This is a genomic window from Tepidiforma bonchosmolovskayae, from assembly GCF_008838325.1.
Classification (GTDB): domain Bacteria; phylum Chloroflexota; class Dehalococcoidia; order Tepidiformales; family Tepidiformaceae; genus Tepidiforma; species Tepidiforma bonchosmolovskayae.
The window spans coordinates 59,627-80,163 of sequence record NZ_CP042829.1 but is presented as its reverse complement, the minus strand read 5'-3'; the positions used below and the strand labels follow the sequence as shown (position 1 = coordinate 80,163).

Here is a 20,537-nt window from a genome sequence, read left to right as displayed (position 1 = left end):
CCCTCCGGCCGGCCACCGCACCGCCCCCCTTCTGGTATCCTTCCCCAGGCATGACCAACCCCGCCCTCAACCGCCGGCCGGTGTGGCAGGAGCGCTGGAACGAATTGAAACCGCTCCCGCTCCGCCCCTGCGTCGAAGTGGTTCCCGGGCTTTACCAGGTACGTACCCGCGCCTCGCGCGCCTACCTGCTCGTTGATGACGGCATCACGGTGGTCGACACCGGTGCTCCGGGCTCAGGTGAGCGGATCCTTACAGCTGTGCGCGAGATCGGCCGCTCGCCGGACGACATTCGCGACATCATAATCACCCACGCCCACCTCGACCACGTGGGCGGCCTCCCCGAACTTCAGCGGTGGGTGCCCGCGCGGACCGGGATCCACCTGGCCGAAGCCCGCGACGTCGAAGGCGACGGACCGCTCCCGAGCCCGTTCGCCCATGCCCTTCTCGCGCGGATCTGCGAGCCGTATCTGTTGCGGGTCGACCCCGGCCCGGCGCGCATCGACGTCTACCTCCGCGATGGTGACGAATTCCCGGCGCTTGGCGGGATGCGCATCATCCACGTCCCCGGTCACACGCCGGGCTCCATCGCGCTCCACTTCCCGGAGCGCGGCGTGCTGATCGTCGGCGATGCCATGCAGTATCGCTTCGGCAGGCTCATGCCGCCGCACCGCCTGTTCACCCGGGACATGGCCCAGGCCGCCGCCTCCATCCGCAGGCTGGCGGAGCTGGACTTCGACACCCTCTGCTTCAGCCACTTCCGGCCCATCGTCCGTGATGCCGACCTGAAGGTGCGCGAGTTCGCGCGCTCCCTGCCTGCATGAACACGCTCGTCGAGCTGCTCGAAACTTCGGCAGCGCGCTACCCGGACCGGGTGGCAGTGACGATGCGGGCCGGCGTGCGCACCACACGCTACACCTATGCCGACCTGCTGCGGCGCTCCCACGCCTGGGCCCGCCTCATGGCCAGCAGCGGAGTGAGCAAGGGGGACCGTGTCATCGCCTGGGCCCCGAACCAGCCCGAATGGGTCGCTGCGATGTTCGGCACGTTCATCGCCGGCGGCGTGCTGGTGCCGCTCGATGTCCGCAGCTCGCCGGAGTTCGTTGCCCGCGTTGTGGCAAGGGTGGAGCCGAAGGCAGCCTTCGCAGGGCGAAGCCAGGCCGAGGAGCTTGCCCGGCTCGAGGTGCCCGCCTTCGTCCTCGAGGACGTGCGCCCGCCGCTCGATGGTCCCTTTGCCGGCCCGCCGCTTTCGGGGAGCGACCTGGCCGAGATTATCTTCACCTCCGGCACGACCGGCGACCCGAAGGGCGTGATGCTGACCCACCGGAACATCGTGGCGAACGTCGAATCCGGCCTGTCGGTCATCGATATCGGCCCGGGGACGCGCATGCTGTCGCTGCTTCCCCTGAGCCACATGTTCGAACAGACTGCCGGCTGCTTCGCGCCCATTGCGGCCGGCGCCGCAGTCTGTTACCCGGCCAGCCGGCAGCCCGCATCCCTGAGCCGCGTCATGCAGGAGTGGAAGCCGACCGTGATCATCGGCGTGCCGCAGGTGCTCAGCCTGCTGATGGCCGGTATCGAACGGGAGGCGGCGGCCCACGGCCGCATGGGCCTCCTCAAGATGATGCGCCGGATCGCCCAGCCGCTCCCCGCGCGCGGGCGCCGGTTCGTCTTCCGCCCCGTCCTCTCGCGCTTTGGGGGCGCCCTCGATTTCGTTGCAAGCGGCGGCGCTCCGCTCGACCCCGAGGTGCAGCTGAAGTGGGAGGCGATGGGCATCGCCGTCGTTGAAGGCTACGGAACGACCGAGTGCGCCCCGATCGTCACCATCAACCCGCGCGAAGACCGCCGCGTCGGCAGCGTCGGCCGGCCCCTGCCCGGCCAGCAGGTCCGCATCGCCGATGACGGCGAGGTGCTCACCCGCGGCGAGAACGTTTTCGTTGGGTACTGGCAGGCAGCCGAGGCGACCGCGGCGGCATTCGATGGCGACTGGTACCGCACCGGCGACCTTGGCTACCTGCAGGATGGCTACCTGTACCTCAAGGGCCGGAAGAAGGACCTCATCGTCCTCGCCGACGGCCAGAACGTGTACCCCGAGGACATCGAGGCTGTCCTCCGGCGGCAGCCGGGCGTGACGGACGCCGTCGTGCTCGGGCTCGCGGTCGATGGGCAGGTGCGCCTCCACGCGGTCATCGCGGAGGCCGAGCCCGGCTCAGCGGCGGAAGCGGTCCGGCGGGCGAACCAGCAGCTCGACGCCCGCCAGCAGATTCTCGGCTGGAGCACGTGGCCGGAGCCGGACTTCCCGCGGACGCACACGCTGAAGGTGCGCCGGCCGCTCGTCGAGGCGTACCTCCGTGAACACCGGCCGCCGCCAGCGGCCCCGCAGCAGGAAGTTGCCGACCCGCTCCTCCGCATCATCGCGGCGCTCCGCCGCACCGACGCACCGCTCGACGATGCAACGAACCTTGGGGCAGACCTCGGGCTCGATTCGCTGGCTCGGGTCGAGCTGCTCTCTGCCGTCGAAGACGAGCTGGGCGTCTACGTGGACGATGCCGACGTCGGCCCGCAGACTACCATCGGTGAGCTTCGGCGCATGGTAGCCAAAGGCGAACGGAAGGTGCGCATCCGAAGGTTCCCCACCTGGCCGCGCTGGCGCACGGTCCAGTGGCTCCGCCATGCCCTCCTCTCCTTCTTCGTGTTCCCGCTGCTTCGCGTCGGCTATAGCGTGGAGGTCCGCGGCCGGGAGCGTTTCGCGACCGTTCAGCAGCCCTGTCTCATCATCTCCAACCACAACATGCACCTCGACCAGGCGATGCTCCTGCGGAGCATGCCCCCCGGCTTCCGGCGCCGGGTTGCGATCGCAGCCGCCGCCAGTGACATCTTCGGAAACCGGCTGCGGGGCTTTTTCGCCAGTCTGCTCGGGAACGCCTTCCCGTTCGCGAAAGAGGGGTCCGGGGTCCGCGAGAGCCTGGAATACGTCGCGAAGATGCTTGGCGAGGGGTGGAACGTGTTGATCTTCCCCGAGGGGAAGCTGACCGTCATCGGTCCGATGCAGCCCTTCAAGTCGGGCACGGGCCTGCTGGCGGTCGAGACCGGGGTGCCCGTCCTGCCGATGCGGATTGATGTGCTCCGGCCGGGCTTCTACGAAGGCAAATGGCTGCCCCACCCGCGGGCGCGGGTCCGCGTCAGCATCGGCGAGCCCATCCGGTTCGAGCCCGGCACCTCCTACCAGGAGGCAACGCGGCGGCTGGAAGAAGCGGTCCGGAACGCCTGAGCGTGCGGCCTCAGTACGCGCCGCCCGCGACTGCGGGTACGATGCTCACCTCGTCCCCGTCTTTCAGGGCCGTCTCGAGGCCGTCCAGGAACCGGACGTCGTCGCCATTGACGTAAATGTTGACGAACCGACGGATCTGCCCGGCTTCGTCGACCATCCGCTCCTTGATGCCCGGGTAGGCACGTTCGAGGTTGTCGACGAGCAGCGCGAGGGTCGTACCCTCGGCAGTGACCGTCGGCTGGTTGCCCGTGAGCGGGCGGAGCGGCTGGGGAATGCGGACATTGATGGGCACGGTGTCATCCTTCCTTGCAGGTGCAGGTTTCGGTTGCAGGTTGCAGCGGCTGGCAGCGGGTGCGGTGCCTTCGATGCCGGCTAGCCTTCGACGATGTCCCCGGTCACCGGGTCGACGCGGACACCACGCTCCTGTGCCCAGGCGAGGCTCCGTTCGATCTCGTCGGGCTCACCCTCGAGTTCGAGGACAACCCACCCGGTCTTTTCGTCGACATCGGCCATCCGCACGTTGGTGATGACCCGGAACTCGTGGCCGAGCCGGTAAATAATCGGCTCCCGGATCAGGTTCTCCGGGAAGGTAAACCGGACGCGTTTGACGGCCATCAGGCGACTCCCTGTGCCACGCGGGCACCGTAGGCAGCTTCGAAGCTCTCAATCGTCGCGTCAATCTCGAGCGGCGGGTTGAGCGCCTCGGCCACCGCTTCGACCGTCTTGAACCCGGCGCCCGTGATGAACGCGACGGTGAGCTCGTCAGGATGGATTCTGCCCTGTTCGGCGAGCTGCTTCAGCGAAGCGATCGTGACGCCGCCGGCCGTCTCGGCAAAGATGCCTTCCGTCTCGGCCAGCAGCTTCATGCCGGCGACGATCTCGTCGTCGGTCACGCTGCCGCAGGCGCCGCCCGTCTCCTTCAGCTGGACGAGGCTGTAGTAGCCGTCGGCCGGGTTCCCGATTGCGAGCGACTTGGCGATCGTGTTGGGGCGCTGCGGGCGGAAGTTCATCGAGCCTTCCTGCCATGCGGTCGCGACCGGCGAGCAGCCGGCGGCCTGCGCCCCGCTCATCCGTGTCTTCGGCTCATCGATTAGGCCGGTCTTCCAGAGCTCCAGGAGCCCCTTTCGAATCTTCACGAAGAGCGAACCGCTGGCGATCGGCACGACACAGTGGTCAGGGGCCCGCCAGCCAAGCTGCTCTGCAACCTCGAAGCCGAGCGTCTTCGAGCCTTCCGAGTAGTACGGGCGGACATTCACATTGACGAACGCCCAGTTGTACGAGCCGGCCAGCTCGGCGCAGAGGCGGTTCACCGCATCGTAGTTGCCGCGTACCTTCACCAGCGTCGGCCCGTAGATGCTCGAGCCGAGCACCTTTCCGAGTTCGAGGTCGTGCGGGATGAAGACCACTGCCTCCATCCCGGCCGCAGCGGCGTGCGCGCTCACGCTGTTCGCCAGGTTGCCCGTGCTGGCGCAGGCCAGCTTGTCGTATCCCAGCTCCCGCGCGCGGCTCGCAGCGACCGCGACGACACGGTCCTTGAACGACCAGGTCGGGTTGACCGTGTCGTTCTTGATCCAGAGGTTGTTCAGCCCGAGGGCCCTGCCCAGGTTCTTCGCGCGGACCAGCGGCGTGAACCCGGCGCCGATATCGATTGCGGAGTCGGGGTCACAGGGCAGGAAATCCCGGTACCGCCAGAGCGAGGCCGGCCCCCGTTCGATCCGCTCCCTCGAAACATTCTTCTGGATGGCCTCGTAGTCGTAGGTAACTTCAACCGGCCCGAAGCAGAAGTCGCACACATGCCGCGCTTCGAGCGGGTACTCGCGGTGACATTCACGGCAGCGGAGATTCTTTGCAAAGCTCATGCTCTTCCTCCCTGAGCGGTGGGCCCGCAACAGCTCTGCGCGGCTGCGCAGCGCTCGGCGGGCAACGGCGACGACGGTGCGGGAGGCCCCTTCTGGTGAGGGGCTAGAGCATGACCATTCGGCCCAGGAACTCAACCATCTCGGCAACTCCTCGTTCCGCGTGGGCCGTGTTTCGGAGCGAAGTCGCTCTCATCTTTCCCCCAGGGAAAACCCGGGAGGCCGGACTTGGCACCTTACCCTGCCGGGCAGGTTGCCGGGGTTTCATCGGGCCGGTCCCTCAACCCCATCTCGATACGAGCGGCCACGTTCGCGGGATTGTGCCAATGCTAGCACGACAGTGCCGTAAGGCGACAACCCGTTATTGGTCAGCCCGCAGGCTCGAGCCCGAAAGCGCGGATGACCTCCAAGAGGTCCCCGATATCCAGCGCCCGGCCCAGCAGGTCGTCGAGCTGGCGAAGGTCGAACGGGTCGCCCGCGGTGACGCCCGCCCCGGATGCAAGCCCCGCCATGTATGCCGCCGCCAGCGGCTCTGTCGGCGATTGAAGCTCCCTCACGGAGGGGTACGACCGCACCACAAACTCGGCGAACGACCGGTGGTCCGCGTTCGTACCGGGCAGCGCCTGCACCACGCCGGGCGAGCGGAGTACGCCGATCGATTCGGGCCACACGCCGCCGCTGTTGATTAGTGCCAGCGCGTCGATCCGCAGCTCGCGCGCCAGCCGGGAGCGCTCTTGGGCGAGCGACGGGTCGGCGGCCACCAGCTGCAGGAAGAGCAGCGTGTCGAAGGCCGTGGTGACAATCTCTTCGACCCGGCTGTCGGCCTGGTCGCAGTGCACGGCCTCGTGCGCAAGGAGCGGCATCAGCAGCTCGAACCGCTCATCCCGCAGGCCCGGCTCGACCGAAACCACGCGGGCCCCGTTGCCGGTGTAGGTAACCCGGGCAAGCAGCCGTTCATTCCCCGGCGGCGTGCGGAAGTCGATGGACGCCGCCGGCAGCCCGGTGCAGTTCTGCGCTGTCAGGAGGTCGGTGAGGGCCGGTTCCGCGAAGGTGCCGACGAGCGCGGCGAGCGCGGCCCGGAGCTTTGGGGCCGGGACCGTCGCCGGCGGGATCGCGTCGTAGACCGCGAGGGCATCGGCGATGGTCGCCGCGTCTGTTCCCCGCTGCCGCAGGTGCCGCGCAAGCGCCGCGCGCATCGCCGCAGGGTCGTCGTCGGCCGGGTCTGTCGCCCGCGGCGCCGGGGGGTCGAAGAAGGCCGGGTCGGCCGGGGCCAGCGCGACGGAGGCGAGCAGTGCTGCCACGGGCTCGAGCCCGGCGCCCACCTCCGCTTCGACCACCCCCGGGGCGGCCGGGTTGAACGCCCGGCGCGAAACCCGCAGCGTGCTCCCTCTCGTCACGAGGGCGTCAACCTCGAGGACCACCTGCCGCCGGTCGGCCGGGCTTCGTTCTGCCGTCTTGACCAGCACGCGCTTCGCGCTGCCGTCGGCCTGCAGCACATCAAACTCGAAATGGGATGCGAGCGGAATCCGGGACTGGGCGGGGACCACCGGGCCGTCGAACGTGACCGTCACCCTGCTCCGTGTGGTGGCGAGGCCATGCTCGTCACGGATGCGCTCGGCGGTCACGGCCACGATGCCGGGCACCGCCGGAGCCTGGCGTTCCGCTGTGCAGGCGGCCAGGAGGAGCAGCGAGAGCAGCAGGACCCCTCCGCTCAGCCCGGCAACACGGCGGGCGCCGGGCCGGTCCATGTCATCGCCCCTGGTAGTTGGGCTTCCGCTTCTCGGCGAAGGCGCGCGGCCCTTCCTTCGCGTCCTCGGTGGCCATGAGGCGCGTAAACAGCAGCTCTTCGAACGCGAGACCGTGGTCGAGCGGCATGTCGAGCCCCCGCCGGATCGCCTCCTTCGCCGCCCGGACGGCGAGCGGGCCGCGCTCGCAGATGACGCCCGCGATCTGCAGGGCGCGGTCCATCAGCTCGTCCTTCGGCACGATGTGCGAAACGAGGCCGATGCGGAGCGCGGTCTCGGCGTCGATCTGTTCTCCCGTCAGGATCATGTAGTTTGCCCACGCCGCCGGGACCGCCCGCGGCAGCCGCTGCGTTCCTCCGGCGCCCGGCATAATCGCCCACCGCACTTCAGGAAGGCCGAACCGGGCATCTGGGGTGCAGATGCGGATATCGCAGGCGAGGGCGAGTTCGAGGCCGCCGGCAAGGCAGTAGCCGTTGATGGCGGCGATGATCGGCTTGTCAATCGTCATCCGCCGGGTGAAGCCGCCGAAGGGAACCGGTTTCCCGCCATCGAACTGGTTCTCTCCCCGTGCAGTCGCGACGAGATCCATTCCGGTCGAGAAGGCCTTCTCCCCGGCGCCGGTCAGGATTGCGACCCGGAGCGCGTCGTCATCCCGGAAGTCGCACCAGGCGCGGTACATCTCGCTCGAGGTCTTCATATCGATGGCATTCAGGGCCTGCTCGCGATTGATGGTGATGATGGCAATGGCATCGCGCTTTTCATAACGGATGTTCGAGAAGCCGGAATCGGTCATCGTCGGGCTCCTGGAGGTCTTCGGCGGCAGAATACTCCGCGGGAGTCGCCCTTGCGATGGATGTCTACCTCGAAGTAAAGCTGAAGCCGGGCGGCGAGCGCCGCGAGTACGCCACGCAGCTGGTTCACCTCGGCCGCGGCGTTGTCATCGTCCGATTCGACATGCAGCGCGGAGGCGGCCCGCCTGATATCCCGGTTACCGTGCCGCCCGGCTCCATCTCGCTCGGCTATTTCTGGGCGCGCCGGCCCTACAACCTCTACCGCTGGCGCGACCCGCTCGGCCGGCTGATTGCGCACCGCTTCGACGCTGTGGCCGACGTCGCCATCGCCCCGGAAAGCGTCACCTACCGCGACCTCGTGCTCGACTGGTGGGTGCTCCCGGGCGACATCCTGCTCGAGGAAGACCGCGACGAGTTCGAAACGCTCGCCGAAGCGGGCCTGCTCACCCCGTCGGACCTGGAATCCGCCCGTGCAGCAGACCGCGAGGTCCACGCCCGCTATCGCCACATCATCGATGAAGCCGCCCGGCTCGAGGCCCGCTACGCCCCCGCCCGCAAGGCGTAGAATGCACCCATGCCCCGCCTGCTCCGGCCCTACGTCAACGCCTTCCTCCTCGGCTTCATCGCGACCTTCATCGCCTTCCTCTTCGTGCGGTTCAACGCTTCTGATGTGGTCCTGGGCGTGGTCATCGGGGCCGTGGGCGGCGTCCTGGCGCTCGTGGGGTACGGATACCTGAACCGGAAGTTCGGGACCCCCGAGGTGCTCTACGACAAAGATGGGAACCCCGTCCGCCGATAACGCTTCGTTTGTGAGCCCCTTACCATCGCGGTAGACTGAAGATTCAGACATCGCAGCCGGAGTCCCTTGTGCACGTAATCGGGCTGACGGGCGGCATCGCCAGCGGCAAATCCACCGTGACCAGCTTTTTCCGCGAACGCGGCATCCCCGTCATCGATGCCGACATCCTCGGCCACCGCACCTATGACCCGGGCACCGAAACCTACCAGAAGGTGGTCGAGACCTTCGGCCCCGAGGTGGTCGCCCCCGACGGCACGATCGACCGCAAGGTGCTGGGGAGCAAGGTCTTCGGCAAACCCGACGAGCTCAAGAAGCTTACTGACATTGTCTGGCCCGGCATCCGGCGGCTTGCCAGCGAGCAGCTCGCCGAATTCGAGGCCGCGGGGAACGACATCGTTGTCCTCGAGGCGGCGGTGCTCCTGGAGGCGGGCTGGGAGGACCTCGTCGACGAGATTTGGGTCGTCGTGGTCGACCCGGAAATCGCCGTTCAGCGCCTGGCCGCCCGCAACGGGCTCGACCCGGATGCCGCGCGCGCGCGCATCGCCTCGCAGCTCACGAACGAGGAGCGCATTGCCCGGGGCGACGTCATCATCGAAAACAACGGCACGCTGGAAGAGCTGAATGCGCGCATCCAGCAGGCCTGGGATTCACTTCAGGAACGGCTGCGGGCAGCAGCCGGGAGGAACTAGCCAGTGGCTGACAACGGGTCCGTCCAGGGAGCAACCATCTACGCCGTGGAGGAGTACAGCGTCCATGAGGAGCCGTACTACCTCCCAATCGGCGATGAAGTGCAGCTGTTCGAAACAGCGTACCGCCAGCGTATCCCGGTCCTCCTGAAGGGCCCGACCGGCGCCGGCAAGACCCGCTTCGTCGAAAACATGGCCTACCGGCTCGGTCGCCCAATGATGAAAATCTCCTCCCGCACCGGCGAGGAAGTCGAGCACCGGATGCCCCTTATCACCGTCGCCTGCCACGAGGACCTCACCGCGAGCGACCTGGTGGGGCGGTATCTCCTCGACACCGACGGCACCCGCTGGGTCGACGGGCCGCTGACCCGGGCGGTCAAAGTCGGCGCCATCTGTTACCTCGACGAGGTGGTCGAAGCGCGGAAGGACACCACCGTCCTCATTCACCCGCTGACCGACTACCGCCGCCTCCTCCCGATTGAGAAGCTCGGGCAGGTTATCGAAGCCGCCGACGGCTTCCTGCTGGTGATCAGCTACAACCCCGGCTACCAGAGCGCGCTCAAGGACCTGAAGCACTCGACGCGGCAGCGCTTCATCGCGATCGAGTTCAACTACCCACCACGGGAGGCGGAGGCCCAGATCATCGCACACGAGTCCGGCTGCGATGAGCGCACTGCGATGGACCTCGCCCGCCTCGGCGAGAAGGTCCGCAACCTGAAGGAGCATGGCCTCGGCGAGGGCGTGAGCACCCGCCTCCTCGTCTACGCCGGCCGCCTCATCGCGCAGGGGATTGCCCCCCGGCGCGCCTGCCAGGTCGCCATCACCTGGGCGTTGACCGATGACTCCGAAGTGCAGCGCTCCATCGAAGAGGTGGTGACGAGCATCTTCGAGTAGGGGCAGCTGTGCGCCTCGGCATCGTGTCCGATATCCACTGCAACATCCAGGGCCTCGAACGGGCGCTTGAGCTGATGACGCCGTTCGACCAGCTCTGGTGTGCAGGAGACAGCGTGTTCCAGTTCCGCTGGTCGAACGAGGTGGTCGCCCGGCTTCGCGAGCTGGATGCCGTGGTCGTGCTTGGCAATCACGAAGAGACGCTGCTCGGCCCCGATGGCCAGCGCGCGCTCTCCAGCCCAAAGGTCGACCAGGACCTCGTGGCCTGGCTTCGGCAGCAGCCGTACCGGGTCGAGCGGATGGTCGACGGCAAGAAGGTCATGATGACCCACGGTTCCCCGTGGGAGCCCTGGAAGGACTACCACTACCCGCATGAGCCGATCTGGGCGCGGGCCGCGGAGCTGCCCTGCGACGTGCTCATCGTGGGCCACACGCACTACAAGATGGCGCTCCGCGTGGGGGATGTTCTTGTCATCAATCCCGGGTCCGCGGGGGACCCCCGCGACCACCGCAACGATTTCCAGCTCTCCTGCGCGACCTGGGACACGACAACCGGGGAAGTCGTCTTCTACGATTATCCTGACCCGACCCGCAACTTTGTCCGCCATTCGGGGGAGCAGTGACCCGCACCGTCCCCGCATCCCCTCAGAAATTCGCAGGTCCAGCGCATCGCCACGGCAAGGAGGTCGTCGCCGAAGCCGCCCTATGTCCATCGTGACCGAACTCCTCGCCCGCCACCAGGAACGCCTTTCCGGCTTCCCCGCGCCGCTCCAGCAGCAGTTCGAAGCCGGCCTCCGTGCCCTGGCCGGCCGGCTCAGCCCCTCGCAGCTCCAGGCCTGGGCCGAAACCGGCATGGAGCTGACTGCGCTCAGCCTCCGCAGCTGGGAGGCCGCGGTTGAGTACTTCAAGGCCGGTACGGCCTATCCCGAGTCGGCGACCTGGGATGCGATCGAGACCGTCGGACGTGACGCCCTGCAGATGGCGGCCGAATCAGCGCCGCTGGCTGTTTCGTTCCTCCGGGCCGCTCCGGCCGCCATGCAGGCAATCGGGCCGGGCCACATGCACGCCTGGGCCGAGCTCGGCCGACGGCTCTACAAGGGCAACTGGAAAAGCTCTTCTCTCGCTGCCCAGTTCTACGAGGTCGCGCCCGAGCTCTTCCGCATCATCCGCATGGGGCAGGCCTCCCGCCTCGTCATCTTCATCGATGAACTCGCGCGCCACAGCTATGAGCTCGCGAGCGCCTGCCTCGCCTCGGCACCGGCGGTGCTCGCCCGGCTGGAAGAGGACGACCGGCTCCCGTTCATCACCTTCGCGACCGAGCTGGCCCAGAGCTCGTGGGCCGACTCGCGCCTCTATTTCGACCGCGGCGTTCCGCTCCTCGAAAAGGTCCACGCCCCCCTTCGGGAACGGTTCCTGCTGCTCGCAGCCCAGGCAGCCCGGGGCCACCAGCGCTCGGTATTCCAGTACTTCGAGGATGCCGCCAACGCGCTCGGCGAACTCGAGCCGACCGACCATCAGCAGGTCATCATGCTGGCCGAGCAGCTCGCCCCGTACTCGCCGTTCGCCGCGATGGACTTCATCACCGTCATGCCCACCGTCCTCCAGCGGATCCGCATCGACGAGCTCGAAGCCTGGCAGCAGGCCGGACTGCGCATCCTCCAGGTCAGCCAAGAGGGCGGCGAGGCGTACTTCCGCCTCCAGTCGACCCGCGCCGAGGACATCCTCGAGAACCTTTCGGCCCGTGTCGAGCTGTCACGCATCGGCGAGGTGCTGCGGCTGTACTGCAAGGCGCTCACCGGCCGCAACGTGAGCATCCAGACAGCGGAATCGCTCGCCGAGAAGGGCATCGGCTGGGTCGACGAGCACCGCGCCAGCACCGACGGGACAACCATCTTTCTGCCCGAGCTGATGGAGCGGTTCCCTGCGAAGGAAGACAACTTCGCCGCCATGAAGGTCTTTGCCACCCACCAGGCGGCCCACATCGAATTCGGGAGCTTCGCCTTCGAGTTCCGCCGGCCGGGCAACGTGTTCCCGCTGCGGCGCCTTGCCTTCGCGCGCGAACGCGAGCGGCCGGCGACGACTGACATGGAAGAGTTCTTCGACCTTTTCCCGGACCGGCAGCTTGCCAGCGACCTGTTCACCATCGCCGAGGATGCCCGCATCGACGCCCGGGTCAAGGATGAGTACGGCGGCATCCGGCGGCAGCTGGTGCGCATGCAGGCCGAAGAACTCGAGCGCCGGCCGCCTGTGGAGCTGATGCCGCTCCGCAACGCGTTCGTCGAGAACCTTGTCCGCGCCAGCCTCGACGGCCTCCACCGGGTGCGGTGGCCGCGCGAGCGCGCCGATGAAATGAGCCGTGCGCTCGGCATCCTCCGTGCCGTGCAGCAGCCAGCGGCGACCGTGGAGGACGCTGCGGAGGCGGCCCTGGCGCTGTACGAAATCGCCATCGCCATCCCGAACATCCACGAAGATCTCGACCCCGCCGACTGGGATTCCGTCGAGCCGATGGAGGCCGGGCAGGCGATGCCGATGGAGGCAGCCGGGGAGGAGGGCGGACAGGGCACACAGGCGCAGCTCGGCGGCAGCGGCGAGGGCGAGGAGGAGTACGAGAGCCCGCAGGAGATCGACTTCCGCGGAGATTTCAAGCCCGAGCTCGTCGACCTGTTGATGAAGCTGCGCGAGAACGCCCAGGGCGGCCAGGCCGGCAAGCAGCAGACGGTGCCCCTCACCCCGGAGCAGCTCGCGGAGCTCCTCGCCAAGAGCGTCGAAATCGACCTCGACGCCATGGACGAGGGCGACCTCGACGCCTCCACCGGGATGTTCCTCTCCAACCTTCTGAAGGAGGCCGGAACACCGGCTTCGGAGAAGGGCGAGCAGGGCGGCCAGCCGACAAGCGACCAGTCGACCGGCGAGGGCGAAGGCGAAGAGCCCCTCAAGCCGGTGGTGACGGTCTACTACTACGACGAATGGGACTTCCGCGCCCAGGATTACAAGCCGCGCTGGTGCGCGGTAAAAGAGGCGAAGCTGGAGGAAGGCGACGAGGACTTCTACGAGAAGGCTCTGCGCGAGCACGCCGGGCTGGTCGCCCAGACCCGCAAGCAGTTCGAGCTGATGAAGCCGGAGATGTTCCGGAAAATCAAGCGCCTTCCGGATGGCGAAGACTTCGACCTCGACGCAGCGATCGAATGGATGGTCGAGAAGCGCACCGGCGCCAACCCGACCGAGAAGATCTACTGGCGCCGCAACAAAATCGAGCGCGACGTCGCTGTGGCGTTCCTCATCGACATGTCCGCCAGCACGGATGAGGAGATCAACAAGCGCGACAAGCAGTTCGACGATGACGATTACGACGACCCCCGGAAGTACCTGAGCTGGTGGGTCTCCAAGCGCCGGCAGGAGCTGACGTCGCCCCCGAAGCGAATCATCGACCTCGAGAAGGAGTCGACGGTGCTCCTGATGACGGCGCTCGAGACCATCGGTGACCAGTACGGCATTTACGGCTTCTCGGGATACGGCCGCGATAACGTCGAGTTCTTCGTCATCAAGGATTTCGACGAGACGCTCGACCAGAAGATCAAGATGCGGCTCGACAAGATCACCCCGATCCGCTCAACACGAATGGGGCCGGCGATCCGCCACGCCACCTACAAGCTCCTCCAGACCGATGCCAAGGTGAAAATCCTCTTCCTGCTGAGCGATGGCCGCCCGCAGGACCACGGCTACGGCCGCGACCGGACTGAGAAGGAATACGCCATCCACGACACCAAGCAGGCGCTGAACGAGGCGAAGCGCGAGGGCATCACCCCATTCGCGCTCACCGTCGACCGCGCCGGGCACGACTACCTGAAGACGATGTGCGAAGACATGGGGTACGAGGTGGTCGCAGACATCGAGTCGCTGCCCAGCCGCCTGCCCACGCTCTACCGCCGGCTCACGGAGTAGCAATGCGCCTGTTCCTCGTCCGCCACGGCGAATCGGAGGGGAATGCGCGCCGGGTTTTCCAGGGCCGGCTCGACTACGGACTCACGCCCCGCGGCGAGCTGCAGGCCCGCAGCCTGGCAGGGAGGCTGTCCGGCATGGAGGTGGTCCACTTTGCGACCAGTCCCCAGCGCCGGGCGCGCCTGACGGCCGAGATCCTCGGCTCGACCCTCGGCCGCACCGCCGTTCCGCTGCCGGAGCTTTCGGAGTACGACATCGGCGAGCCGTCCGGGCTGACCGTTGCCGAGGTCCGCGAGCGGTACCCGGGCATCCTCGAGGCGCAGCGGCGAGGGGAGCGCGTCGAATTCCCCGGCGAGGAGGGTCGGGAACAGTTCCAGTCGCGGGTCCGCCGAGCGCTCGACTTCCTGACCGCATTCGATGGGGACGTCGTCGCGGTCACGCATGGCGGGGTCGTCTCTGCCGTCTGCCATATGGTGACCGGCGTCGACCTCGTGCGGCGCGGTGTCTTTCACGTCGGCAACTGCTCGCTGACCGTCATCGAGCGCGACCGTCGCGGTCGGCTCGTCCTCGCCCGGCACAACGACGGCTGCCATCTTGATGGACTGGCGACCGCGTTCGACACTGGCTGACCGGCTACCGGCCTGCGCGCGTCTGCGCTTCGAGAATTGCGTTGGCGATGAGCCGCGCGTGCGGGTACGGCTTCCATCCCTGCGGCGTGTTGTAGTAGCGCGTGCCGCTCTGGTACTCGTCCGGCTCCCGCTCGCCGTACTCGACGTCGATGCCGTTGACACGGATGGACGGTGAGCCGAGGAATCGCTTCGCACGCGCATCCTCCATCCCGTCGACTTCGACGTACGTCACCTCGATGGACGGGTCGGTCGCCTCAAGCGCGAGGCGGAGCGCCTCTTCCGCTTCGGGGCTCCGGCCTGTGGCTTTCGAAAACAGGAATTCAATCTTCACAGTCATCGGGCGTCGATTCGGCTCCTTCCGGGAGTGGTGCGTCGGGTTGCGGAAGCCCGGCAAGCAGGTTGCGCCATCGCTGAGACGCGGTCGCTTCCCATCCGGTTGCTCCCGGCTGGTAATACTCCCTGCCAGCGAGCCGTTCCGGCAAATGCGCCTGTCCGCGGGCAACGTGGCCCGGCTCGTCGTGGTCGTACCGGTAACTTGCGCCGTAGCCGAACGCGGCCATCAGCCCCGTTGCCGCATTGCGCAGGTGGAGAGGGACCGGTTCTGCCGCGGTCGAGCGGGCATCCTCGAGCGCCCGGCCGAGAGCGGCGTAGGCGCTGTTGCTCTTTGGAGCGAGGGCGAGGTACACCGCGCACTCCGCCATCGGGATGGCGCCCTCGGGCATGCCCACGAAGTGAACGGCCTGCTGGCAGGCGGTGGCGACGACCAGCGCCTGCGGGTCGGCCAGCCCGATGTCCTCGGCCGCGAGGATGACCATGCGGCGCACGATGAACAGCGGGTCCTCGCCGGCTTCGATTAATCGCGCGAGCCAGTAGAGCGCAGCCTGCGGGTCGCTCCCCCGCACTGACTTGATGAATGCCGAAATGGTGTCGTAGTGGGCGTCGCCCTGTCGGTCGTGGTACGGGCGCCGGTCCTGCAGCGCGCCGGCGATATCCCCGGGGTCAATCGTTGCGCTCCCGCGCGCGAGCGCGAGGTCTGCCGCGATCTCCAGGGCCGTCAGGGCTGCGCGGGCATCTCCATTCACGCTCCGCGTCAGCAGCGCCCGTGCTTCCGGGTCGAGAGCCAGGCCGAGGTTGCCGAGCCCGCGCTCCTGGTCGGCCAGGGCCCGGTCGACCAGCTTGGCGATGGCGTCCTCGCTGAGCGCCTGCAGCCGAACGACGCGGACCCGGCTCAGCAGCGGTGCGACAACTTCGAACGACGGGTTCTCGGTGGTCGCCCCGATGAGCGTGATGGTCCCCTCCTCCACGTGCGGAAGCACCACATCCTGCTGCGCGCGGTTGAAGCGGTGAATTTCATCGATGAAGACGACGGTCCGCCGCCCGGCGCGGCGGGCGCGTTCGGCGTCGCCGATGATCCGCCGAAGATCGGCCACACCCGAGGTGACTGCCGAGAGCGGAACGAAGGCAGCGTCGGTGGACCGGGCCAGCAGCCGGGCAATCGTCGTCTTCCCGCAGCCGGGCGGCCCCCAGAGGATCACGGACGGCAACCTGCCGCGGCGGGTCAGCTCGCGGAGCATCGACCCCGGCCCGACCGCAGCATCCTGCCCGTACACCTCGTCGAGCGTCCGGGGCCGCATCCGTGCGGCAAGCGGGGCATCGGCCCCTCCCGCGGCGGCCGGCTCGTCGTTGCCGAAATCGAAGCCGGATTGCAGCGGCGGGCGATCCACGGCCGCTAGCCCGCAAGCAGGGCGATGGTGACGCCATCGCCGCCTTCCGCGGCCGGCGCCGATTCGTAACTCCGGACGAGCGGGTGCTTCGCCAGGGCCTCGCGGATCGCAGCCCGGAGTGCCCCCGTCCCTTTCCCGTGGATGATCCGCACGAACGGCAACCCCGCGCGGTATGCCGCGTCGAGGTAGCTCTCGAACCGCTCCAGCGCGGCTTCAGCGCGCTGCCCGCGCAGGTCGAGCTCGTGGCTGACCTGCGGACCCGCGGGGACAACCACCCGGCCGCCGGACGGGTTGGGCTTCTCGATCCGGTCAATCCGGTCGATGCTCACCTTCATCCGGAGGCTGCCGAACTGCACTTCGAGCCGGCCATCCTCCCCGGGCGCGGTCAGCGCCTCGCCGAGCTGCGGGATATCCCGCACGTGAACGAGGTCGCCGGGCTCTACCTCCCGGGTGATGACGGGTGAGGCAGTTGCGGCCCGCCGCGCCACGGCCGCGCGCGCGAGCTGCTCCCGTTCGCGCTCTGCCTGCCGGAGCGCCTCCTGGGCAGCCACCGGGTCGAACTGGCGCTCCGCTGCGCGCCTCCGCAGCTGCTCGAGCTCCCGGCGCATCCGGGCGAGGGTGTCGTCGGCCTCGCGTTTCGCTTCGGCGAGGAGTGCGGCGCGCTCGTGCTCAATCGCCTCCCGCTCCAGCGCGAGTTCGCGGCGGAGCCGCTCGGCATCCTGGCGGGCAGCCTCTGCAGCAGCACGGGCTGCTTCGGCTTCGCGCCGCTGGCTGCGAATCTCCGCAAGCAGCTCCTCCAGCTCAAAGTGCCCCGGTGAAAGCTGTTCCGAAGCCCGCTCGACCACATGCTCGTCGAGACCGAGACGCCGGGCGATCGCCAGCGCGTTCGACTGCCCGGGGAGACCGACGACCAGGTGATACGTAGGGCTGAGCGTTTCGAGGTCGAATTCCACCGAGGCGTTCTCAAGCCGCGGGTCGCTGTGCGCGAAGACCTTCAGCTCGCCGTGGTGGGTTGTTGCGACGATGGTGGTCCCGCGGTCGAGCAGCTCTTCAATGACAGCCCGGGCGATGGCCGCTCCTTCGGCCGGGTCAGTCCCTGCGCCGAGTTCGTCGAGCAGCACGAGGGTATCGCGGTCGGCCTCCCCGAGGATGCTGATGATGTTCCGCAGATGCGACGAGAAGGTAGAGAGGCTCTGCTCGATCGACTGTTCGTCGCCGATGTCTGCGTAGATGCGCGGGAAGAACCGGACCCGGCTCCCGTCGTCGCACGGCACGCCCATACCTGCCTGTGCCATGAGCGTGAGCAGGCCGATGGTCTTGAGGGCGACGGTCTTGCCGCCTGTGTTGGGGCCGGTGATGAGGATCCCCTGCGGCGACTCCCCAACGGTCACGTCAATGGGGACGACGTTGCCGCGCAGCAGCGGATGCCGGGCGCGGCGCAGCTGGGTCGACCCTCCCGGCCCGAACCATCGTTCGACCTCGCCGGCCGGCGGGAGGGCGGCGCCCATCTTCCGCGCAAGGCGCGCCCTGGCATGGATCAGGTCGAGGTCGCCGAGTGCCTCGACCGAGCGAAGGGCTTCCTCGGCGCGAATGCCGAGCAGGTCCGTCAGCCGCTGCAGGACCCTGCGGACCTCCCGCTCCTCAGCCAGCCGGAGCTCCCGCACGGCATTGCCCGCCTCCACCACGGCGAACGGCTCAATGAACAGCGTGGCGCCGCTGGACGAGACGTCGTGGACGATGCCGGGGACAGCCGACCGGCTGTCGGACCGCACCGGGATCACCTTCCGGCCGTTTCGCTCGGTGAGTAGGCCCTCCTGCGCGGCACCCTTGCGCACCGCATCGGCGAGCGCAGCCTGGGCCCGCTGCTCAAGCCGGGCCTCCGCCGCGCGCAGTTCGCGCCGGACGAGCGCCAGCTGGTCGCTTGCCGCGTCGGTCACTTCGCCCCGCGGCGAGATAGCGTTCTCGACCTCGTCGGCGAAGCTGCGGAAATCGCCGATGCGGTCCCCGATCGCGGCAAGCGTCGGAACACGATCGCGGACCTTCTCCAGGACGAGGCGGGCGCGGCGGGCGGTCGTGAGCACCTGTGCGCATTCGAGCAGGGCCCCCGGTTCCAGCATCTGGCCGATGGCGGCCGCGCGGAGGTGCGGCCTGATGTCCCGGGCTCCGGAGAACGGGATGTCGATGCCCTGCTGGTCGAGCAGGCGCATCTCGGCGGTCTCCTGCGCGAGCTGACGCGCGCCCTCCCACGTTGTGGCTGGCCGGAGCGCCCGGGCCTTCTCGGCCCCCATGCTGAAGGAGGCCTCCCCGGCAAGCATGTCGAGGACGCGTTCGAACTCCAGAACGCGCAGCGTGTGGTCGTTCATGCAGTTCGAGCGTATCGAACGCTGCTGCGGCGCGAAACTCCCTGCCTCAGATGCGCCCCTCGCGCCGGGCGGCAGCGAGGAACTCGACCGTCCGGCGAACGGCGCCCGGGTCCCCATCGACCGGGAACGGCGAGGCGTTGAAGTCGGTGACTCCGGCAGCGGCCAGCTCGCGGAGACGGGCCTCGACCTCCGCTTCGGAGCCGACAATGGCCACGTCCGCGGGCCCGGCTGCTCCCTCGACATCCAGCACGGCGCGGTAGGACGGCAGCTGCCCGTAGACCGCAAAGATGCGGGCCGCCGACTCACGCGCCCGGTCCGGGTAGTCCGTCACCGCGACCGGGAAGCCCGAGACCACCCGGGGCGCCGGCCGGCCGGCCTCGGCTGCGGCCGCGCGGATCGCCGGGATCGCGGTGTTGCGGAGATAGCTGGCGCCGCCCATCCAGGTCGCCGTGCCGTCCGCGAGCCGCCCTGCAAGCTTCAACATTTGCGGCCCGAGCGCCGCGACGACCACCGACGGCCGGGACACCCCGGGCACGGTAAGCTGGGCCTGGACGCGGTACTCCTCGCCCCGGAACTGGACCTGCTTCCCCTCGAGCAGCGGGATGAGGACCGACAGGTATTCCCGCATGTGGCGGACCGGCTTCGAATAGTCCAGGCCGAACATCCCTTCGATGACAATGCGATGACTGAGACCGATCCCGAGGGTGAAGCGGCCGCCAGCGGCCGCAGCCGCGGTGAGCGCCTGCTGCGCCATCGCGACCGGGTGCCTCGGGTAGGTCGGGACCACGAATGTTCCGAGTTCGATCCGCGAGGTCTCCCTGCCTGCCACAGCAATGGTGGTGATGGCGTCCAGTCCGAAGATGTTCGGAAGCCAGGCGGAATCGAATCCTGCCTCTTCGGCCCGCTGGATCTGTCGAATGACGTCGTCGATGCCCTCGCTGCCAGTAATGCCGATGCCGAGCCCGATCTTCATTGCGTACCTCCTGGGTGTGGGGCTGAGCCTACGCAGCTGCCGCGCTCCGGTGAAGCGCGGCCGCGCGGTAGACTCCGTTGCGTGCCATACGCCCGGGTGAACGGCGCCCACATCTACTACCGGCAGCAAGGCTCGGGGCCGGACCTGGTACTCATCCACGGCGCTGGCGGCAACCACCTCGCCTGGTGGCAGCAGGTCGCGGCCTTCGCTCCCCGCTACCGGGTCACGACGTACGATGCGCGGGGCTGGGGCCTGTCGCGAGGCGACATGGCTGTGGGCCGCACGACCCTCGGGACCGACCTCCTTGCACTCCTGCAGCATCTCGGCATCGAGCGCGCCCACATCGTCGCCCAGTCGATGGGCGGTCGGGCGGTAGCAGGGCTCGCGCGCCTCGCTCCGGAGCGCATCGCGTCGCTTGTGCTGTGCGGGACGACGGCCGGCGCGACGAACGACCGCATCAGGGCGATGCAGCAGGAGCTGCGCGAGGACCGCGGCGGCGCAAGCCTCCGGGAGCAGGCGCTCGCGCCCGGGTTCGAAGCGGAAGAGCCAGCCCTGGCCCTGCTCTACCGGCAGATTAATGCGCTCAATCCGCCGAGGCCCCGTGGACTGCTGGGTCCGCCCCCGCCCGGCTATCGCGGCTCCATGCACGAACTCCTCTCCTCACTGGGTGTGCCGATCCTCTATGTCGTCGGCGAGTACGACGCCATCACGCCGCCGGAGATGATCCGCGAGGCGGCCTCGCTCGTCAGCGGGGCCCGGGTGCACGTCATCGCTGGCGCCGGGCATTCGTGCTACTTCGAACGCGCCGCCGAGTGGAATGCCGTCGTCGGCGCGTTCCTCGAGGCCGTCGAGCGGGGAAACTGGTGAGTTGCT

The 20,537-nt window shown here is 68.3% G+C and carries 19 protein-coding genes and 1 riboswitch; of the genes, 10 read left to right on the top strand and 9 right to left on the bottom strand.

What is annotated here, in order from left to right; genetic code table 11:
* Positions 1–50: 50 nt before the first annotated feature.
* Both Tbon_RS00420 and Tbon_RS00415 read left to right on the top strand, forming a co-directional pair.
* On the top strand, positions 51–821 hold the full coding sequence (locus tag Tbon_RS00420) for an MBL fold metallo-hydrolase (RefSeq protein WP_158065786.1): 771 nt from the start codon (positions 51–53) through the stop codon (positions 819–821).
* Positions 818–3,268: an AMP-binding protein gene (locus Tbon_RS00415; RefSeq protein WP_158065785.1), complete on the top strand. Its 2,451-nt coding sequence runs from the start codon at positions 818–820 to the stop codon at positions 3,266–3,268. The genes Tbon_RS00420 and Tbon_RS00415 overlap by 4 nt, the downstream gene beginning before the upstream one ends.
* 10 nt (positions 3,269–3,278) lie before the next feature.
* On the opposite strand, the gene Tbon_RS00410 is transcribed toward Tbon_RS00415, so the two are convergent.
* The 5 genes from Tbon_RS00410 to Tbon_RS00390 form a co-directional block, all read right to left on the bottom strand.
* The gene (locus Tbon_RS00410; protein WP_158065784.1) at positions 3,279–3,560 is read right to left on the bottom strand and encodes a ubiquitin-like small modifier protein 1; all 282 of its coding nucleotides are present in this window, start codon (positions 3,558–3,560) and stop codon (positions 3,279–3,281) included.
* A gap of 80 nt (positions 3,561–3,640) precedes the next feature.
* On the bottom strand, positions 3,641–3,883 hold the full coding sequence (locus tag Tbon_RS00405; RefSeq protein WP_158065783.1) for an NIL domain-containing protein: 243 nt from the start codon (positions 3,881–3,883) through the stop codon (positions 3,641–3,643).
* Positions 3,883–5,127 (bottom strand): threonine synthase, encoded by a 1,245-nt coding sequence (thrC, locus tag Tbon_RS00400; protein ID WP_158065782.1) that lies wholly within the window; start codon positions 5,125–5,127, stop codon positions 3,883–3,885. The genes Tbon_RS00405 and thrC overlap by 1 nt, the downstream gene beginning before the upstream one ends.
* A gap of 186 nt (positions 5,128–5,313) precedes the next feature.
* A riboswitch (SAM riboswitch) is annotated at positions 5,314–5,425 on the bottom strand.
* 67 nt (positions 5,426–5,492) lie between these two features.
* Positions 5,493–6,872 (bottom strand): hypothetical protein, encoded by a 1,380-nt coding sequence (locus tag Tbon_RS00395; protein ID WP_158065781.1) that lies wholly within the window; start codon positions 6,870–6,872, stop codon positions 5,493–5,495.
* Between the two features lies 1 nt (position 6,873).
* Complete coding sequence (locus tag Tbon_RS00390) at positions 6,874–7,662, bottom strand: enoyl-CoA hydratase/isomerase family protein (protein ID WP_158065780.1); 789 nt, start codon at positions 7,660–7,662, stop codon at positions 6,874–6,876.
* A 56-nt stretch (positions 7,663–7,718) separates the two neighbouring features.
* Between Tbon_RS00390 and Tbon_RS00385 the strand changes: the two genes are divergently transcribed.
* The 7 genes from Tbon_RS00385 (at position 7,719) to Tbon_RS00355 (ending at position 14,604) form a co-directional block, all read left to right on the top strand.
* Positions 7,719–8,225, top strand: coding sequence for a DUF402 domain-containing protein (locus Tbon_RS00385; protein ID WP_158065779.1), 507 nt, complete (start codon positions 7,719–7,721; stop codon positions 8,223–8,225).
* A 9-nt stretch (positions 8,226–8,234) separates the two neighbouring features.
* Positions 8,235–8,459, top strand: a complete 225-nt coding sequence (locus Tbon_RS00380; RefSeq protein ID WP_158065778.1) for a hypothetical protein — start codon at positions 8,235–8,237, stop codon at positions 8,457–8,459.
* Between the two features lie 68 nt (positions 8,460–8,527).
* A complete protein-coding gene (gene coaE, locus Tbon_RS00375; protein ID WP_192498026.1) occupies positions 8,528–9,148 on the top strand; it encodes a dephospho-CoA kinase in 621 nt (206 codons plus the stop codon).
* Between the two features lie 3 nt (positions 9,149–9,151).
* Entirely contained in the window at positions 9,152–10,039 is an 888-nt protein-coding gene (locus Tbon_RS00370) for a CbbQ/NirQ/NorQ/GpvN family protein (RefSeq protein WP_318655376.1), read from the top strand.
* Positions 10,040–10,047: 8 nt separating this feature from the next.
* Positions 10,048–10,659: a metallophosphoesterase family protein gene (locus Tbon_RS00365; RefSeq protein WP_158065776.1), complete on the top strand. Its 612-nt coding sequence runs from the start codon at positions 10,048–10,050 to the stop codon at positions 10,657–10,659.
* Positions 10,660–10,741: 82 nt separating this feature from the next.
* Entirely contained in the window at positions 10,742–13,978 is a 3,237-nt protein-coding gene (locus tag Tbon_RS00360; protein WP_192498025.1) for a nitric oxide reductase activation protein NorD, read from the top strand.
* Positions 13,979–13,980: 2 nt separating this feature from the next.
* Positions 13,981–14,604 carry a histidine phosphatase family protein gene (locus tag Tbon_RS00355; RefSeq protein WP_158065774.1) on the top strand — a complete coding sequence of 208 codons (624 nt, stop codon included), beginning with the start codon at positions 13,981–13,983 and terminating at the stop codon, positions 14,602–14,604.
* A gap of 4 nt (positions 14,605–14,608) precedes the next feature.
* Here the strand turns inward: Tbon_RS00355 and Tbon_RS00350 are convergent, their stop codons facing one another.
* The 4 genes from Tbon_RS00350 to Tbon_RS00335 are packed head-to-tail and all read right to left on the bottom strand — an operon-like array spanning position 14,609 to position 19,664.
* Positions 14,609–14,941 (bottom strand): alkylmercury lyase, encoded by a 333-nt coding sequence (locus Tbon_RS00350; RefSeq protein WP_158065773.1) that lies wholly within the window; start codon positions 14,939–14,941, stop codon positions 14,609–14,611.
* Entirely contained in the window at positions 14,925–16,328 is a 1,404-nt protein-coding gene (locus tag Tbon_RS00345) for a replication-associated recombination protein A (RefSeq protein ID WP_225734653.1), read from the bottom strand. Before Tbon_RS00345 ends, Tbon_RS00350 begins: the two co-directional genes overlap by 17 nt.
* Positions 16,329–16,333: 5 nt before the next feature.
* Entirely contained in the window at positions 16,334–18,691 is a 2,358-nt protein-coding gene (locus tag Tbon_RS00340) for an endonuclease MutS2 (RefSeq protein WP_192498024.1), read from the bottom strand.
* A 46-nt stretch (positions 18,692–18,737) separates the two neighbouring features.
* The gene (locus tag Tbon_RS00335) at positions 18,738–19,664 is read right to left on the bottom strand and encodes a TIGR03564 family F420-dependent LLM class oxidoreductase (protein WP_158065771.1); all 927 of its coding nucleotides are present in this window, start codon (positions 19,662–19,664) and stop codon (positions 18,738–18,740) included.
* Positions 19,665–19,745: 81 nt separating this feature from the next.
* Between Tbon_RS00335 and Tbon_RS00330 the strand changes: the two genes are divergently transcribed.
* Entirely contained in the window at positions 19,746–20,531 is a 786-nt protein-coding gene (locus Tbon_RS00330) for an alpha/beta fold hydrolase (protein WP_192498023.1), read from the top strand.
* The last annotated feature ends 6 nt before the right edge of the window (positions 20,532–20,537 follow it).

Excerpts from the sequence above, each read along its gene's own strand:
- Tbon_RS00420 (WP_158065786.1), top strand. The coding sequence starts at position 51 with ATGACCAACCCCGCCCTCAACCGCCGGCCGGTGTGGCAGGAGCGCTGG.
- Tbon_RS00415 (WP_158065785.1), top strand. The coding sequence starts at position 818 with ATGAACACGCTCGTCGAGCTGCTCGAAACTTCGGCAGCGCGCTACCCG.
- Tbon_RS00405 (WP_158065783.1), bottom strand. The coding sequence starts at position 3,883 with ATGGCCGTCAAACGCGTCCGGTTTACCTTCCCGGAGAACCTGATCCGG.
- thrC (WP_158065782.1), bottom strand. The coding sequence starts at position 5,127 with ATGAGCTTTGCAAAGAATCTCCGCTGCCGTGAATGTCACCGCGAGTAC.
- Tbon_RS00395 (WP_158065781.1), bottom strand. The coding sequence starts at position 6,872 with ATGGACCGGCCCGGCGCCCGCCGTGTTGCCGGGCTGAGCGGAGGGGTC.
- Tbon_RS00390 (WP_158065780.1), bottom strand. The coding sequence starts at position 7,662 with ATGACCGATTCCGGCTTCTCGAACATCCGTTATGAAAAGCGCGATGCC.
- Tbon_RS00385 (WP_158065779.1), top strand. The coding sequence starts at position 7,719 with ATGGATGTCTACCTCGAAGTAAAGCTGAAGCCGGGCGGCGAGCGCCGC.
- Tbon_RS00380 (WP_158065778.1), top strand. The coding sequence starts at position 8,235 with ATGCCCCGCCTGCTCCGGCCCTACGTCAACGCCTTCCTCCTCGGCTTC.
- Tbon_RS00360 (WP_192498025.1), top strand. The coding sequence starts at position 10,742 with ATGTCCATCGTGACCGAACTCCTCGCCCGCCACCAGGAACGCCTTTCC.
- Tbon_RS00355 (WP_158065774.1), top strand. The coding sequence starts at position 13,981 with ATGCGCCTGTTCCTCGTCCGCCACGGCGAATCGGAGGGGAATGCGCGC.
- Tbon_RS00350 (WP_158065773.1), bottom strand. The coding sequence starts at position 14,941 with ATGACTGTGAAGATTGAATTCCTGTTTTCGAAAGCCACAGGCCGGAGC.
- Tbon_RS00340 (WP_192498024.1), bottom strand. The coding sequence starts at position 18,691 with ATGAACGACCACACGCTGCGCGTTCTGGAGTTCGAACGCGTCCTCGAC.
- Tbon_RS00335 (WP_158065771.1), bottom strand. The coding sequence starts at position 19,664 with ATGAAGATCGGGCTCGGCATCGGCATTACTGGCAGCGAGGGCATCGAC.